We start from the raw sequence: 14,973 nt of genomic DNA, 5'->3' as shown, positions 1-14,973 counted from the left end.
GCGCGCCTGCCCGGCCCCATGTCCGAACCGGGCCGGTGGCATGGTGGAATCTCAGGAGGATCCCGACATGTCCGATGCACAGAGCGACGGTGGCGACTGTACGGACCACCGTACCGCCGTCGCCGAAGCCGAGGTGGAGGCCCTGGTCCGGGGCATCTGTTTCAAGACCGGGCCGCCCCGCGCGCTCGGTGTCGAACTGGAGTGGCTGGTCCATGAGCTGCGGACGCCGCAGCTCCCCGTGTCACCCGAACGACTCGGAGCGGTGTACGCCGCACTGCGGGCCCTGCCCCTGCGGTCGCCGCTCACCGTGGAACCCGGCGGCCAGCTGGAGCTGAGTTCGCCGCCCGCCGCCTCCCTGATGGAGTGCATCGGCACCGTCTCCGCCGACCTGGAGACCGTACGCGCCGTGCTCGCCGGGGAAGGGCTCGGTCTGGTCGGCATCGGCCACGATCCCTGGCACGCCCCCCGCCGACTCCTGCACGAGCCGCGCTACGACGCGATGGAGACCTGCATGGACCGCACCGGTCCGGCGGGCCGCCACATGATGTGCGCCTCCGCCTCCGTGCAGGTCTGCGTGGACGCCGGCCACGAGGAGCCGGGCCCGCTCGGCTACCGGCGCCGCTGGTGGCTGGCCCATCTGCTGGGGGCGGTCCTGGTGGCCGCGTTCGCCAACTCCCCGCTGATGGGCCGCGAGCCCACGGGCTGGCAGTCCACCCGGCAGTTGATGTGGATGGAGATCGGCGCAGGGCGCGCGGGCGCCCCCTCACTGGACGGCGAGCCGCGCGCCGCCTGGGCCCGGCACGTGCTCGACTCACCGGTGATGTGTGTGCGCCGGGACAGCGGGCCGTGGGAGGTGCCCGAGGGGCTCACCTTCCGGCAGTGGACCCGTTCCCGCTCGCCCCGGCCGCCCACCCGGGCGGACCTGGAGTACCACCTGACCACCCTGTTCCCGCCGGTCCGGCCGCGTGGCCATCTGGAGTTGCGGATGATCGACGCGCAGCCCGGCGACGACGGCTGGATCGTACCGCTCGCGGTGACGGCGGCGCTGTTCGACGACCCGGCGGCCGCCGAGACGGCGTACCGGAGCGTCAAGCGCCTGGCCGAACGGGCCATGAACCTGCCCGCCCCGCACAACCCGCTGTGGGCCGACGCGGCCCGAGTGGGCCTCGCCGACCCGGAGCTGCGCGAGGCTGCCGCCGTGTGTTTCGCGGCGGCCCTGGAGGCCCTGCCCCGGCTCGGCGCCACCGCCGAGGTGACCGGCGCGGTGGCCGCGTACCTGGACCGCTATGTCGCGCGCGGCCGGTGCCCGGCCGACGACCTGCTGGACCGGCCGGCGGGCAGGGATCTGCCCCCGTACCGGCCCGGCCGCACGAACCACGGGAGGAAGGACATCCGCACATGACCGCGCCCGAGACCGACACCGCGACGACCGAGGTGGACACCGAGACGCTGCGCGAGCGGGTGCTGGCCTCCCTCACCGCAGCCCGCGACCGCACCATGCTGCTGACCAGTTGTGTCGAGGAGCCCGATCTCACCACCCAGCACTCGCCGCTGATGTCCCCGCTGGTGTGGGACCTCGCGCACATCGGCAACCAGGAGGAGCTGTGGCTGCTCCGGGCGGTCGGCGGCCGGGACGCCATGCGGCCCGAGATCGACAGCCTGTACGACGCCTTCGAGCATCCGCGGGCGGAGCGGCCCTCGCTGCCGCTGCTGCCGCCCGCCGAGGCCCGCCACTACGCGGCCGAGGTGCGCGGACGGGTCATGGACCTGCTGGCGGGCGCGGACTTCCACGGCACCCGGCTGACCGAGGCCGGGTTCGCCTTCGGGATGATCGCCCAGCACGAACAGCAGCACGACGAGACGATGCTGATCACCCATCAGCTCCGAAGGGGTCCGCAGGCCCTGACCGCCCCGGACCCGGAACCCGCTCCCCTGTTCACGGGACCGGCCGAAGTCCTCGTCCCCGGCGGCCCGTTCACGATGGGCACCTCGGCCGAGCCGTGGGCCCTGGACAACGAACGCCCGGCGCACGCCCGGGAGGTGGCACCGTTCTGGATCGACACCACTCCGGTGACGAACGCGGCGTACCAGGCGTTCATCGAGGACGGCGGCTACGACACCGAGCGCTGGTGGACCCCGCAGGGCTGGGCCCACATCAGGCAGCACACGATCACCGCGCCGCTGTTCTGGCGCCGGGACGGCGACCGCTGGCTGCGGCGCCGCTTCGGGGTCACCGAGGCGGTCCCGCCCGACGAGCCGGTGCTGCACGTGTGCTGGTACGAGGCCGACGCCTACGCCCGCTGGGCCGGGCGGCGGCTGCCCACCGAGGCGGAGTGGGAGAAGGCCGCCCGGCACGACCCGGCCACCGGCCGCTCGATGCGCTATCCGTGGGGCGACGCGGACCCGGCACCGGAGCACGCCAACCTGGGCCAGCGGCACCTCAGGCCCGCGCCCGCGGGCAGCTACCCGGCCGGTGAGTCACCCCTCGGCGTACGGCAGTTGATCGGTGACGTGTGGGAGTGGACGGCGAGCGACTTCCTGCCCTACCCGGGCTTCCGGGCCTTCCCGTACAAGGAGTACTCGGAGGTGTTCTTCGGCTCCGACCACAAGGTGCTGCGCGGCGGTTCGTTCGCCGTGGACCCGGTGGCCTGCCGGGGCACGTTCCGCAACTGGGACTACCCGATCCGGCGGCAGATCTTCTCCGGTTTCCGCACCGCGCGCTCGGAGTCCGTCTGATGTGCCGTCACCTGGCCTATGTGGGGCCCGAGGAGCCGCTCGGCCGGCTTCTGCTGGAGCCGGAGCACGGCCTGGTGCGCCAGTCGTGGGCGCCCCGGCGGCAGCGCTACGGAACGGTCAACGCCGACGGTTTCGGGGTCGGCTGGTACGCCCAGGGCGACCCCCTCCCGGCACGCTACCGGCGGGCCGGGCCGGTCTGGGCGGACCTGTCCTTCGCCGACCTGGCCCGGGTGGTGCGCTCCGGCTGCGTCCTCGCCGCCGTACGGGACGCGACGCTCGCGGGCGCCGACGCCGAGGCCGCAGCGGCGCCCTTCGCCTCGGGCCGGTGGCTGTTCAGCCACAACGGCGCCCTCGCGGGCTGGCCCGACTCGGTCGCCCCGCTGGTCTCCGAGCTGCCCCCGGTCGAACTGCTGTCGCTGCAGGCCCGCACCGACTCGGCGTTCGTCTGGGCACTGGTACTGCACCGGCTGCGCTCGGGCGACGAGCCGGAACAGGCCCTCGGCGAAACGGTTCGTCAGCTGGCCGGGGCGGCCCCGGCCTCGCGGCTCAACCTGCTGCTGACGGACGGCACGACGATCGCCGCCACCGCCTGGGACGACACCCTCTGGTACCGCACGGAGCCCGGCCTGAGCACGGTCGTCGCCTCCGAGCCCTACGACGACGACCCGCTCTGGCAGGAGGTCCCCGACCACACCGTGCTCACCGCGAGCCGCGCCGGCGTGCTGCTCGCACCACTGGAGGATCCCGCGTCCTGCCCCACTCTCGACTCCGCTCGAGCGGGGGGACCCCCATCATCGAAGGAGCCCTGTACGTGAGCCCCCTGCACGTCACCCGCACCCTCCCCGAGGACGCGACGGACGCCGCGCTGCGCGCCGACGTCCTCGACGGCCTCACCGTCCACCCCAAGTGGCTGCCGCCCAAGTGGTTCTACGACGCCCGCGGCAGCGAGCTGTTCGAGCAGATCACCGAACTGCCCGAGTACTACCCCACCCGCGCCGAGCGGGAGATCCTCGCCACCCGGTCCGGCGAGATCGCCGCGGCGAGCGGTGCCCGTACGCTGGTCGAACTCGGCTCGGGCTCCTCGGAGAAGACCCGCTTTCTCCTCGACGCGCTCTCGCCCGCCGCGTACGTCCCGGTCGACGTCAGCGAGAGCGCCCTCACCCAGGCCGGCAAGGCGCTGGTCGTGGAGCGCCCGGACCTCGAGGTCCACGCGCTGATCGCCGACTTCACCGCCCCGCTGGCCCTGCCCGCGACGCCCGGCCCCCGGCTGCTGGCCTTCCTCGGCGGCACGATCGGCAACCTGCTGCCCGCCGAACGCGCCCGCTTCCTGGCCTCCGTACGCGAGCTGCTCGCCCCCGGCGACGGGCTGCTGCTCGGCACGGACCTGGTCAAGGACGAACGGGTGCTGGTCCGGGCGTACGACGACGCGGCCGGGGTGACGGCGGCGTTCAACAAGAACGTGCTGGCCGTGGTCGACCGCGAGCTGGGCGCCGACTTCGATCCGGACACCTTCGACCATGTGGCCCTCTGGGACCCCGAGCGCGAGTGGATCGAGATGCGGCTGCGCTCCCGTACCGCGCAGACCGTGAAGGTGCCCGCACTGGACCTGGCCGTGCACTTCGCGGCCGGCGAGGAACTGCGCACCGAGGTGTCCGCGAAGTTCCGCAAGGAGGGCGTGACCGGCGAACTGGCGGCCGCCGGGCTCGAATTGACCCACTGGTGGACGGATGCGCAGGACCGCTTCGCGCTGTCGCTGAGCGTGGTGCGGTGAGTGTGGGGGCCGTCTGCCAGTGCGCCGCGCCTGCGGCCACGCGCAGGCGGCCCCCGGCCGTGTGTTGTTCTATGCCCCACCGACCATGGCGGCGGGCCGGACGATGCGGTCGAAGTCCTCGGCGCTGACGTAACCGGAAGCCAGTGCGGCGGAACGCAGGGTGGTGTCCTCGTCGTCGGCCTTGTGGGCGATCGCGGAGGTCTTGTCGTAACCGATCACGGGAGAGAGGGCCATGACCAGCATCAGGGACCGGTCGACGTAACTGTCGTGGAGTCGGTCTCCCGCCGGGTGCCGGTCGTGTGCAGGCCGATGGGGATGTCGAGGATCTTCGGGCCTTCGTCCCGCCCGGCCGACCCTGCGCGGTCGGCGGCGGAGTGTCGCCTGTTCATGCTGCTGCTCCGTCGGTGTAGACCGGCTGCCACATGGCCTGGCGGACAGCCTCTGCGATGTCGACCGGTTTGGAGGTGGCCACGCCGTCGTCGAGGGCCGCCTCGACCACCGCGGTCGCGGTGATCGCGGACGACTCCCGCAGATCGTCCACGGCCGGTAGCAGGGAGGCGCCCGGCCCCGACGGGTCGACCTGGTCGGCGACCGCCCGAGCGGCCGCGAGCAGCATGCCCGCCGTCACCTGGGACGCACCGGAGACGATCGTCCCCAAGCCCAGGCCCGGGTACAGCAGCGCGTTGTTGGCCTGCCCGATCCGGTAGGTCACGCCGTCGTATTCGACGGGCTCGACAGGAATGCCGGTCGCGACGAGCGCCTTCCCCCTGGACCAGGTGATGACGTCGGCGGGCATGGCCTCGATCCGGGAGGTGGGGTTGGAGATCGGGAAGATGATCGGCCGCTCGGTGCCCTCGGACATGGCCTCGACGACCTCACGCGTGAACGCGCCATGCGCGGTGGAGGTGCCCAGCAGTATGGTCGGCTCGACCCTGCGCACCGTTTCCAGCAGTGAGACCTGACCATCGCTCCGCTCCCAGTCCGCGACCTCGGCCGGATCACGCGCGTAGGGCTGCTGGAAGTCGCGCAGGTCGGTCATGTCCCGGATGAGCAGCCCCTGTTTGTCGACGAGCCACACCTGTGCGGCGGCGTGCTCCGCGTCCGCGCCGTCGCGGATCATCGTGTCGCGCAGTTGGTCGGCGATGCCCACGCCGGCGGTCCCGGCGCCGAAGACGACCAGTTTCTGGTCACGCATCCGCACACCGCTGACCTTGACGGCGGACAGGGCCGCGGCCAGTGTGATGGCTCCGGTGCCCTGCATGTCGTCGTTGAAGATCCGGTAGCGGCCGCCGTACTGCTCCAGGATCCGCCGTGCGTTGCTGGGACCGAAGTCCTCGAAGTGCAGGAGCGCGTCGGGGAACGCGGACGACGCCGTCTCCAGGTACTTCTCGATGAACGAGTCGTAGTCGGCGCCACGGACGCGGGGATGCCGGTTGCCCAGGTACAGCGGGTCCTCCTGGAGCGATGCGCGGTCCGTACCCACGTCCAGCGACACGGGAACGACACGGCTCGGGTCGATGCCCGCGGCCGCGGTGTAGACCGCGAGCTTCCCGACCGATATCTGGATCCCGTTCACACCCCAGTCCCCGATGCCCAGGATCTCCTCCGCGTCGGTGCACACGATCAGGTCGACGTCCTCGGGCCCGAGTTGAAGCGTGGCGAAGGCCTTCTCCATGTCGTCGGGCCGGTCGACGGACAGGAAGATGCCGCGCGGGCGTCGGTACTCGTGGGAGTACTTTTCGATCGCTTCGCCCACGGTGGGGTCGTAGACGATCGGCAGCAGTTCGGCGAGGTGCTCGGTGAGTACCTTGAAGTACAGGGTTTCATTGCGGTCGTGCAGCTGTTCCAGGTACACGTTCTTGGCGAGGTCGCTGCTCTGAGCCTGCATCTGCTGGTAGGCACGCTGAGCCTGCCGGTCGAGCGTGAGCACTGCGGAGGGCAGGCGCCCCGTGAGGCCGAGGGCTTCCCGTTCCTCGGGTGTGAAGGCCACGCCGCGGTTACGCAGTGGATCGACGAGGACGCCGGGGATGGCCGGGGTCCGCGTGTGGCTGTCGGTCATGACGATCTCCCTCTGTGCGAAAGCCGAGTCGGCTCTGCCCGGGGTGACTGCGCGGACTCGCTCCATGCGGGAGTGCGATCTTGATCGGAACCTGCGACGGTCGGACCGACCCCGGGGCCCGGCGGAATATGGAGGTCTGAGGCCGGCGTCCCCATGGGACGGTCGCTCGCCGACGCGCGCGGCCCGGCGGGGCCCGCCCCACACATCGGTGGGGACCTCATCGGTGCCAGAGTATGAATTCAGGCTAACGACTCGCCGACGGGGTGCGCGACTTCGCTCTTCGACGCGTCGCACGACCAGCACCGTCACATCGTCGTGGTCGTCCACCGCGGACGCGGCATCGAGTACGCGGTCCGCGGTCGCCTCGGCGTCCAGCCCACCGCGCAGGGCCTGGGCGGCGGGCCGTCCGGCCCGCTCCAGTCCGGTGTCGAGCGCCGGGCAGCCGCGCCTCTCGTGGCCTTGGGGCATCTCCGATCCCCAGCGCCACCGCACCGTCGGGCATGACGAAGGCGTCGCAAGGCCTCCGACCGGGCTGAGGGGAAAGATCGGCCTGGCAAGGTCATGGCGAAAGGTGCTGCGCCTCTTGCCGCAGCTCCTGCTCGGTGGTCGGCGGGGCACGCCAAAGCCGGCTGGATCCGAGGGGCCCGAGCGCGCGAGCCGTCGCGGGGAGTCCCGCTCAACCGGGTGCGGCAGTCGTGTGGATCGCGTCAGCTCCTCACGACGCCGTGCAGGAGCAGGTCGATGAGTCTGGTGGCCAGGTCGCGTCGTTCTTCGCTGGCGGCCATGAGGCTGATTCCGCCGAGGGCCATCAGCACGTCCTGCGCCTCGACCCCTGGCCGTGCCACCGACTGCCCCTCCGCGGCGCCGAGCAGGTGGGCGATGGCATCGGCGAGCAGCGACCGGGTGTGTACTTTCTCGCTCTCGTCGGTGAGGACCACGGCCAGCGCGTCGGCCATGCCCTGCTTGGCGGCCATGAAGTCGATGAAGCGCTCCATCCAGGTCCGCAGCGCGTCCACCGGTGACTGTGTGGCGGTGAGGTGCTCTGCCGCCTCGCACAGGCGCTGTACTTCTTGCCGGTAGATCGCCTCGATCAGCAGTTCCTTGGAGGGGAACCGGCGGTAGAGGGTGCCGACGCCGACACCTGCCGCACGGGCGATGTCCTTGACCGAGGCGCCCGCTCCCTCACGGGCGAAGGCGTCCGCTGCCGCCTCCAGCAGTCGGTCCTCATTGCGTTGCGCGTCGGCGCGCAGCGGCCTGCTGGGCCGCGCCGCGCCCCCCTCGATGCCGGTCACCGCCGACTCCCTTCCTCGTCACACTTGCAACCGGAACCGGTTCCGGTTACCTTCGAAGGCGTAACCGGAACCAGTTCCGGATATGAGGGTACGACACCCCCTGGCCGCGCGCCATCGGACGCGCACTCGCCTCCCGATCCCGTCGCCTTCCTGGAGAACCCATGCCCGAGAACCTCCTCACGACCCCGTTCGGGGCGCAGACCACCGCCGCCGAGGTACTGGCAGGCACCGACCTGAGCGGCCGGCGCGCCATCGTCACCGGGGGCGCTTCCGGCATCGGACAGGAAACCGCCCGGGTCCTGGCCGCCGCCGGCGCCGAGGTGACCATCGGCGTCCGCGACCTTGCCGCGGGCGTGCAGGTCGCGGAGGAGATCACACCGGCAAACGGTCCGGGAACGGTCGACGCCGCGCCGCTCGACCTCGCCGACCAGAAATCGGTGCACGCCTTTGTGGCGGCGTGGCGGCGGCCGCTGCACATCCTGGTCCTCAACGCGGGCGTGATGGCCTCGCCGCTGGAGCGGACGATGGAAGGCTGGGAAATGCAGTTCGCCACCAACCACCTGGGTCACTTCGCCCTCGCCACCGGCCTGCACAGCGCCCTGACAGCAGCCCACGGTGCACGCGTGGTCGCCGTCAGTTCGGTCGGCCACGTCAACGGCGGCGTGATCTTCGACGACATCCACTTCGAGCAGCGCCCCTACGACCCGTGGGCTGACTACAGCCAGTCCAAGACCGCCAATGTCCTGTTCGCGGTCGAGGCGGGCCGCCGCTGGGCAACCGACCTCATCGCCGTCAACGCCCTCAACCCGGGCCGCATCACCAGCACCCGGCTCGGCCGCCACATCGGGGACATCTCCAACAGCCCGGCCTCGTTCGACCCCACCAGCACCGACGTGTCCTGGAAGAACATCGAGCAGGGTGCCGCGACCTCGGTGCTGCTCGCCGCCTCTCCGTTGGCCGAGGGTGTCACCGGCCGGTACTTCGAGGACTGCAACGAGGCCGGCCCGCACCGGCCCGGTGTGCGCCGGGGAGTCGCCGCCCACGCGGTGGACCTCCACAACGCGGCCCGCCTGTGGCAGGTCTCCCTCGACATGCTCGCGACCGTCTCTACGGCTGCCTGACGGCACCCTCCACCACCAGCAGCCGCGGGCCCGCAACGGGCACCGGGCGGCCACCTCCGCATCGCCGCCGTCACACATTCCCACCCCCAGTTTCGATCTCGATCCAGATCAAGGAGACAGTCATGTCCGCACGTCTGCAGAACACCGTTGCCCTGGTGACCGGCGCCAGCAGCGGCATCGGCGAGGCGACCGCCCTGAGCCTCGCCGCGGAGGGCGCCGCCGTCGCCCTGGTCGCCCGGCGCCGTGACCGGCTCGAGGAGCTGGCCGGGAAGATACGCGCCGAGGGCGGGGCTGCCCTCGTGGTGGATGCCGACATCACGGACCCGGAAGAGGCGACGGCCGCCGTGGAACGTGTGGTGGTCGAACTCGGCCGCCTGGACATCCTCGTCAACAACGCTGGTGTGGGCATGGCCGGACCGGTCCTGAACGCGCCGGCCCAGGAATGGGAACGCATGCTGACGGTGAACCTCCAGGGCCTGCTCCACGTCACCCACGCGGCGCTGCCCCACCTGCTGAGCGCGGCGGAGGACTCGCCCCGCCGGGTCGCGGACCTGGTCAACATCAGCTCCACCGCGGGACGTGTGGCACGGCCGGGCACGGCGGTCTACAGCATGACCAAGTTCGGTGTGAACGGGTTCACCGAGGCCCTGCGCCAGGAGGTCATGCGGCAGCGACTGCGCGTGAGCGTGATCGAACCCGGAACGGTGGACACCGAGTTCGTCACGCACTCGCGGGACGAGATCAGGGCGTCGTTGGACCAGCAACTGGCCGGAATGGAGATGCTGCGCCCCGAGGACATCGCGGACACGGTCGCCTTCGTCGTCACGCGTGACCGCAGGGTGTCCGTCAACGAAGTCCTCGTCCGCGCTTCCGAGCAGACCTGGTAGGTCCCTGGCGGCGCGGCACCGGTCAGAACCCGTCGACTTCCACGACAGCCGCCGCGAACCCCTGCGGGTCCTCCTGCGGAACGTTGTGTCCTACGTCCAGGGTCCGGTGCGCGTACTTGCCTGCGAACTTCTTGCGATAGGCGGATCCGTTCCCCGGAGGGGTGAACGGATCGTGCGCTCCGTCGATGGTGATCGTCGGCACCTTGATGACCGGCGCCGCGGCCAGGCGCCTTTCCAGCTCGTCATACCGCGGCTGACCCTTCGCGAGCCCAAGGCGCCAGCGGTAGTTGTCGATCACGATGCCGACGTAGTCGGGGTTGTCGAATGCCGCTGCCGTCCGATCGAAGGTCGCCTCGTCGAAATTCCAGGTCGGAGAGTTGAACTTCCAGACCAGTTTGGCCAGATCGCGCCGGTACTCCTGAAGGCCGAGTACGCCTCTTTCGGTGGAGAAGTAGTACTGATACCACCACGCCCATTCGCTCTTCGGCGGCGTCGGCATCTTGTTGGCCTCGACATTCACAATGAGGTAGCCGGTCACCGAGATCAGCGCTTTGCAGCGCTCCGGCCAGAGGGCCGCAATGATGTCGCCCGTCCGCGATCCCCAGTCGTACCCGGCGAGAATGGCCTTTTCGATCTTCAGGGCGTCCATCAGCGCGATGATGTCGACGGCGAACGCCGACTGTTGTGCGTTCCTGGGCGTTTTGCTCGACAGGAATCGCGTGGTGCCATGGCCGCGCAGATAGGGGACGACCACCCTGTACCCCTTGGCCGCGAGCAACGGCGTGACCGCCTCGTAGCTGTGAATGTCGTAGGGCCAGCCGTGCATGAGCAGGACCGCCTGCCCATTGGCCGGTCCTGCTTCGACGTACCCCACGTCGAGTTCCCCGGCGTGGATCTGCTTCACCGGGCCAAAGGACGTCCGCTTCGCAGGATCGACCCCTGGATGAGCCATATGCTCTCGCGATTCCGGCTGTGCCTGCACACTGTCCCCCATGCCGAACTGGGCCGTCACAGCGGTTGCGGCTGCGGCTCCGAGAAATTGACGACGGCTATGCATGGGTCCGCGCATTTCCATCGGTGAATCTCCTTGTTCGAGGAGGGCGCAGGCAGGCCACGGACGGCGTGACGCCGAGGGAGGGGGCCGGCAGTCGGATGCGTCTGATCTCCGTGGTCGAGGACCTTCGTGACTGGGCCCTCACGCCGCTTCGCTCCTCTGCCATGGAACACTCGCATGGCTGACGGCGCAACGTGACGGGACAGGCGCACATTGCTCCATCTGGGTGATTCCAGCGGCCGCCCGGCATGCATTCGACATAGTGCGCACACGGACGCCGGCCCAGCCACCTGGCTGCTCAACTCCTCGGACCGGCGGCCCGGTTCACCGTTGGCGGCGTGGAGCCCGAGCCGCGCGTCATGGCCCTGGATGCGGACACGCGCCCCGGCTGACGGTCGACCCCGCGCGCACCGGGGCTCCTCACAGACCGCGGTCGACACCGCACCCGTGCCCGCCTGCCATGGCTCACACGTCCGGCGCGAGTTCCTCGGTGATCTTCGCGGAGGCCCGGCGGGCCTCCCTCGCCGGATCCCCGCCGGACAGCACCCGGGTCATGTACTCCTTGATCGGGTTGTCAGCCTCGACGTCGGCCCACTGAGGGGTGCTGGGGGTCGCCCGCCCGTGTGCCGCGCCCGCGGCCATGGCGGCGACCCCCTCCTCTCCCTGTACCCTGCTCGCCAGCGTGGTCTTGTTGGGCACGTAGTTCATGGTGCGGGCGAGTTCGGTGTCCCACTTGGCGCCGACGAGCGCCCCGACGACGGCGGTCGCCGCGAACTGGTCCTTGGTGCCGGCCGGGACGACGAGGTCGGAACCGCCGGTGAAGACGGTGCCGGGCCGCACGGCGGTCTTCCCGGGCACCGGGAAGAAGCCCAGCTTGCCCTTCAGGTCCGGGTTCTGCCGCACGATCGCCTGGGCGAGCCCCGGTACGGCGATGATCTGCGCCACCTTGCCGCCGGCGAACACCCCGGCCTGGGGCGGGTGTTCCTCGTCGGCGCCGACCGGGCCGCGGCCCAGTGCCTGCAGCCGCCGGTAGAAGTCCATGCCGCGCAGCGCGGCCGGGGTGCCGAGGGCGCCCTCCCACCTGTAGTCCTTCTGCCGGGCGAGGTCGCCGCCCTCGTCCCAGACGAAGCCGGAGAGGGTGTACCAGTCCTGTCCGGCCAGGTAGATGCCCTGGTTGCCACCGGAGTTGAGCTTCTCGCTGTCGGCGAGCCACTCCTCGCGGGTCCTCGGCGGGCGGGTGATGCCGGCGGCCTCGAAGAGGTCCGTGCGGTAGATGACGACGCGGTTGGCCGCGTACCAGGGGATCCCGTACTGCGCGTTGGCGTCCTTGCCGGGCTCGGCGAGGGCGGGAAGCCACTGGTCCTTGCCCCAGTCGCGCATCGACTCCAGCGTGAGGTCAGCGAGCTTGCCGCCGTCGGCGTACAGCGGCACCTGCGTGTTGCCGACCTCGATGACATCCGGTCCGTGGCCGGAGTCGTCCTTGAGCGCCGTGCGGACCTTGTCGACGATGCCGGTCCATTCCTGGATGCGGATGTCGAGGCGCAGGTCCTTGTGGGTGCGCTCGAAGTCCGCCGTGAAGCGCCGCAGGAAGTCCGCGGAGGCGCTGTCCTTCATCAGCCACACGGTGACCGTCTTGCGCTCGTGGCCGCCCGGGAGCATCCCGCAGGCGCTCACGAGGGAAGCGGTGACACACACCAGGGCGAGCAGACGACGTCTCACGAGGGGTCCTCTTCTGTCTGGCAGGGATGCGGACAGGCGTGGGGGCCCGACGTGGGGGGACGAGCGGTACCGCTCGCACGGGTGTGCTGGATTTTGGTATGGACCAATACGGAGGGTCAAGGGGGCACGAGGGCCACCCGACCCGCGGTACGCCCGGGACACCGTGCGGTCGGGGCGGGGATGGGGCACGGTGGAGTACGGCGTGACACGAGAGGAGCACCCTCATGTCGAATCACACCTACCGGGTAACCGAGATCGTCGGCACGTCGCACGAGGGCATCGACCAGGCCATCCGCAACGGCATCGCCCGCGCCGACCAGACCCTGCGCAACCTCGACTGGTTCCAGGTCACCGAGGTCCGCGGCCAGATCGAGAACGGACGGATCGAGCACTACCAGGTGGGGCTGAAGGTGGGCTTCCGCATCGAGGACGCGGACTGACCGCCTCCGGCGTCAGGTGCGGCCCTCCCGCTCCTGAGCCTCCTCGAGCGCCGCGGACTTCGCGGCCCAGCGGGCGCGTACGACGGTGAACCCGGCGCGCTCGGCGTCGTCGCAGACCATCTCGTCGTCGTCCACGAGGACACGGACCTCGCGGTCCTGGGCGAGCCGGCGCAGGACCTCCAGCTTGGTGAACCGGGCGGGCCTGCGGTCGGCGTTGCCGCGCATGTACACGCGCCCCTCGGGCAGCCCGTGGGCCGCGAGCCAGTCCAGCGTGTCGCGCCGGCACCGCTCGGGGCGGCCGGTCAGATACAGCACCTCGCACTCGCGGGCGCTGTCCACGGCGAGCGCGATGCCCTCGGCGAGGGGCGGGTCCGCGGGCGCGGCGGCGAAGAAGGCGGCCCAGTTCTTCGGCCGTACCTCCAGAAAGTGCTGCCGGTGGGCGGTGTCGGCAAGGGTGTTGTCCAGGTCGAACACGGCGAGCGGGCGCCTGTCGCTGTCGGTCACGGGGCCACCTTAGCCAGGCGCCGGCGGGCCAGGAATTCCCGGCTCGCCAGGGCGTTGAACCCTGCGTGAGCAGCACAGTGATCGCCCGGACCCGGTTCTCCGTCCTCGACCGTTCCCGCACCCGCGAGGGGCACCCGCCCGCCGCGGCGCTGCGGGACACCGTCGCGCTGGCGCGAGAGGCGGAGGCGCTCGGCTACCACCGCTTCTGGGTGTCCGAGCACCACGGTGTGCCCGGAGTCGCCGGATCCGCCCCGACCGTGCTGGCCGCCGCGGTCGCCTCGGCCACCCGCGCGATCCGGGTCGGCACCGGCGGGGTGATGCTGCCCAACCACCAACCCCTGGTCGTCGCCGAGCAGTTCGGCGTGCTGGAGTCCCTGTTTCCCGGCCGGATCGACATGGGGCTCGGCCGTTCCGTCGGCTTCACCGACGGCGTGCGCAAGGCCCTCGGCCGGGACCGGGAGGTCGCCGAGGACTTCGCGGCACAGCTCGGCGAGCTGCTGGGCTGGTTCGAGGGCGGCTCGCCGACCGGGGTGCGGGCGCGTCCCGCCGAAGGGCTGCGGGTGCCGCCGTTCGTGCTGGCCATGGGCGAGGGCGCGCGGATCGCGGCCCGAGCCGGACTGCCGATGGTGATCGGCGATCTGCGCGGCCGGGAGAAGATGCTGCGCGGCATCGAGCAGTACCGCTCCCTGTTCCGCCCCTCCCGCTGGGCGTCGGAGCCGTACGTCGTGATCTCCGGGACGGTCGCGGTCGCCGGCACCGAGGAGGAGGCGCGGCGGCTGCTGGTCCCCGAGGCCTGGTCGATGGCGTACTCGCGCACCCACGGCACCTTCCCGCCGCTCGCTCCGGCCGGGGACGTCGAGGCCCGCCCGATGACCGCGAAGGAGCGCGGCTTCTACGAGGCCTCTCTCGCCGGGCACATCGCGGGCACCGGGGACCAGGTCGCGCACGAGCTGGAGACGGTGCTGAAGGAGACGGGCGCCGACGAGGTCCTGGTCACCACCAGCACGTACGACCGTACGGCCCTGCTGGACTCCTACCGGCGGCTCGCCGCGCTGTTCACGCCGGGCCAGTGAAACCGGGCCGCCCAAGGCCCCGGGTCCCGAGATGCGAACCCGGCCGGGCGCCGTGACCCTGGGAGGGCAGACCGCGAGCGACGAGGAGGGCTGCCATGTCCTTCATGGACAGGATCAAGGGCATGCTCAAGGGCCATGAGGGCATGGCCGACAAGGGCATCGACAAGGGCGGCGACTACGTCGACCAGCGCACCGGGAACAAGTACCGGTCGCAGGTGGACACCGGTCAGGACAAGGTGAGGGACGAGTTCGGCACCCGGCCGAACCGGGACAACCCGCCGCAGTCGTAGCGCACGGGGGCGGATAGAGTGTCCCCC

At 71.1% G+C, this 14,973-nt stretch carries 15 protein-coding genes; 9 read left to right on the top strand and 6 right to left on the bottom strand.

Going from position 1 to position 14,973, the window contains the following annotated elements; all coding sequences use genetic code 11:
* The first annotated feature begins 67 nt into the window (after positions 1-67).
* The 4 genes from egtA to egtD are packed head-to-tail and all read left to right on the top strand — an operon-like array spanning position 68 to position 4,507.
* Positions 68-1,402, top strand: coding sequence for an ergothioneine biosynthesis glutamate--cysteine ligase EgtA (gene egtA / locus LMU33_RS11255; RefSeq protein ID WP_228619657.1), 1,335 nt, complete (start codon positions 68-70; stop codon positions 1,400-1,402).
* On the top strand, positions 1,399-2,736 hold the full coding sequence (gene egtB / locus LMU33_RS11250) for an ergothioneine biosynthesis protein EgtB (RefSeq protein WP_228619655.1): 1,338 nt from the start codon (positions 1,399-1,401) through the stop codon (positions 2,734-2,736). Before egtA ends, egtB begins: the two co-directional genes overlap by 4 nt.
* Positions 2,736-3,551: an ergothioneine biosynthesis protein EgtC gene (egtC, locus tag LMU33_RS11245; protein ID WP_228619653.1), complete on the top strand. Its 816-nt coding sequence runs from the start codon at positions 2,736-2,738 to the stop codon at positions 3,549-3,551. Before egtB ends, egtC begins: the two co-directional genes overlap by 1 nt.
* Positions 3,548-4,507, top strand: a complete 960-nt coding sequence (egtD, locus tag LMU33_RS11240) for an L-histidine N(alpha)-methyltransferase (protein WP_228619652.1) — start codon at positions 3,548-3,550, stop codon at positions 4,505-4,507. Before egtC ends, egtD begins: the two co-directional genes overlap by 4 nt.
* 69 nt (positions 4,508-4,576) lie before the next feature.
* On the opposite strand, the gene LMU33_RS11235 is transcribed toward egtD, so the two are convergent.
* The 3 genes from LMU33_RS11235 to LMU33_RS11225 all read right to left on the bottom strand — a co-directional run bounded on the left by LMU33_RS11235 (position 4,577) and on the right by LMU33_RS11225 (position 7,858).
* On the bottom strand, positions 4,577-4,741 hold the full coding sequence (locus tag LMU33_RS11235; protein WP_228619651.1) for a hypothetical protein: 165 nt from the start codon (positions 4,739-4,741) through the stop codon (positions 4,577-4,579).
* Between the two features lie 151 nt (positions 4,742-4,892).
* On the bottom strand, positions 4,893-6,566 hold the full coding sequence (locus LMU33_RS11230) for an NAD-dependent malic enzyme (protein ID WP_228619650.1): 1,674 nt from the start codon (positions 6,564-6,566) through the stop codon (positions 4,893-4,895).
* Positions 6,567-7,273: 707 nt separating this feature from the next.
* Positions 7,274-7,858, bottom strand: coding sequence for a TetR/AcrR family transcriptional regulator (locus LMU33_RS11225; RefSeq protein ID WP_228619648.1), 585 nt, complete (start codon positions 7,856-7,858; stop codon positions 7,274-7,276).
* A 161-nt stretch (positions 7,859-8,019) separates the two neighbouring features.
* Between LMU33_RS11225 and LMU33_RS11220 the strand changes: the two genes are divergently transcribed.
* Complete coding sequence (locus LMU33_RS11220; protein ID WP_228619647.1) at positions 8,020-8,979, top strand: SDR family NAD(P)-dependent oxidoreductase; 960 nt, start codon at positions 8,020-8,022, stop codon at positions 8,977-8,979.
* A 122-nt stretch (positions 8,980-9,101) separates the two neighbouring features.
* A complete protein-coding gene (locus LMU33_RS11215; protein ID WP_228619645.1) occupies positions 9,102-9,866 on the top strand; it encodes an SDR family NAD(P)-dependent oxidoreductase in 765 nt (254 codons plus the stop codon).
* A 22-nt stretch (positions 9,867-9,888) separates the two neighbouring features.
* On the opposite strand, the gene LMU33_RS11210 is transcribed toward LMU33_RS11215, so the two are convergent.
* Complete coding sequence (locus LMU33_RS11210) at positions 9,889-10,941, bottom strand: alpha/beta fold hydrolase (protein ID WP_228619644.1); 1,053 nt, start codon at positions 10,939-10,941, stop codon at positions 9,889-9,891.
* A gap of 444 nt (positions 10,942-11,385) precedes the next feature.
* The gene (locus tag LMU33_RS11205) at positions 11,386-12,639 is read right to left on the bottom strand and encodes an extracellular solute-binding protein (protein ID WP_228619642.1); all 1,254 of its coding nucleotides are present in this window, start codon (positions 12,637-12,639) and stop codon (positions 11,386-11,388) included.
* A gap of 224 nt (positions 12,640-12,863) precedes the next feature.
* Here LMU33_RS11205 and LMU33_RS11200 point away from each other — a divergent pair, with 224 nt between their 5' ends.
* Positions 12,864-13,079: a dodecin gene (locus tag LMU33_RS11200; protein ID WP_228619641.1), complete on the top strand. Its 216-nt coding sequence runs from the start codon at positions 12,864-12,866 to the stop codon at positions 13,077-13,079.
* Positions 13,080-13,091: 12 nt separating this feature from the next.
* Here the strand turns inward: LMU33_RS11200 and LMU33_RS11195 are convergent, their stop codons facing one another.
* Positions 13,092-13,583: a phosphatase domain-containing protein gene (locus LMU33_RS11195; protein ID WP_228619639.1), complete on the bottom strand. Its 492-nt coding sequence runs from the start codon at positions 13,581-13,583 to the stop codon at positions 13,092-13,094.
* A gap of 65 nt (positions 13,584-13,648) precedes the next feature.
* On the opposite strand from LMU33_RS11195, the gene LMU33_RS11190 reads away from it, so the two are divergent.
* Positions 13,649-14,656, top strand: coding sequence for an LLM class flavin-dependent oxidoreductase (locus LMU33_RS11190; RefSeq protein WP_228619638.1), 1,008 nt, complete (start codon positions 13,649-13,651; stop codon positions 14,654-14,656).
* A gap of 95 nt (positions 14,657-14,751) precedes the next feature.
* Positions 14,752-14,946, top strand: a complete 195-nt coding sequence (locus LMU33_RS11185; protein ID WP_228619636.1) for an antitoxin — start codon at positions 14,752-14,754, stop codon at positions 14,944-14,946.
* Positions 14,947-14,973: the final 27 nt, after the last annotated feature.

The sequence above is a fragment of the Streptomyces barringtoniae genome, from assembly GCF_020819595.1.
Classification (GTDB): domain Bacteria; phylum Actinomycetota; class Actinomycetes; order Streptomycetales; family Streptomycetaceae; genus Streptomyces; species Streptomyces barringtoniae.
Note: the sequence above shows the minus strand (reverse complement) of the source record. Positions and strands in the feature narration are given on the sequence as shown.

Excerpts from the sequence above, each read along its gene's own strand:
- egtA (WP_228619657.1), top strand. The coding sequence starts at position 68 with ATGTCCGATGCACAGAGCGACGGTGGCGACTGTACGGACCACCGTACC.
- egtB (WP_228619655.1), top strand. The coding sequence starts at position 1,399 with ATGACCGCGCCCGAGACCGACACCGCGACGACCGAGGTGGACACCGAG.
- egtC (WP_228619653.1), top strand. The coding sequence starts at position 2,736 with ATGTGCCGTCACCTGGCCTATGTGGGGCCCGAGGAGCCGCTCGGCCGG.
- LMU33_RS11235 (WP_228619651.1), bottom strand. The coding sequence starts at position 4,741 with ATGGCCCTCTCTCCCGTGATCGGTTACGACAAGACCTCCGCGATCGCC.
- LMU33_RS11230 (WP_228619650.1), bottom strand. The coding sequence starts at position 6,566 with ATGACCGACAGCCACACGCGGACCCCGGCCATCCCCGGCGTCCTCGTC.
- LMU33_RS11220 (WP_228619647.1), top strand. The coding sequence starts at position 8,020 with ATGCCCGAGAACCTCCTCACGACCCCGTTCGGGGCGCAGACCACCGCC.
- LMU33_RS11215 (WP_228619645.1), top strand. The coding sequence starts at position 9,102 with ATGTCCGCACGTCTGCAGAACACCGTTGCCCTGGTGACCGGCGCCAGC.
- LMU33_RS11210 (WP_228619644.1), bottom strand. The coding sequence starts at position 10,941 with ATGGAAATGCGCGGACCCATGCATAGCCGTCGTCAATTTCTCGGAGCC.
- LMU33_RS11200 (WP_228619641.1), top strand. The coding sequence starts at position 12,864 with ATGTCGAATCACACCTACCGGGTAACCGAGATCGTCGGCACGTCGCAC.
- LMU33_RS11185 (WP_228619636.1), top strand. The coding sequence starts at position 14,752 with ATGTCCTTCATGGACAGGATCAAGGGCATGCTCAAGGGCCATGAGGGC.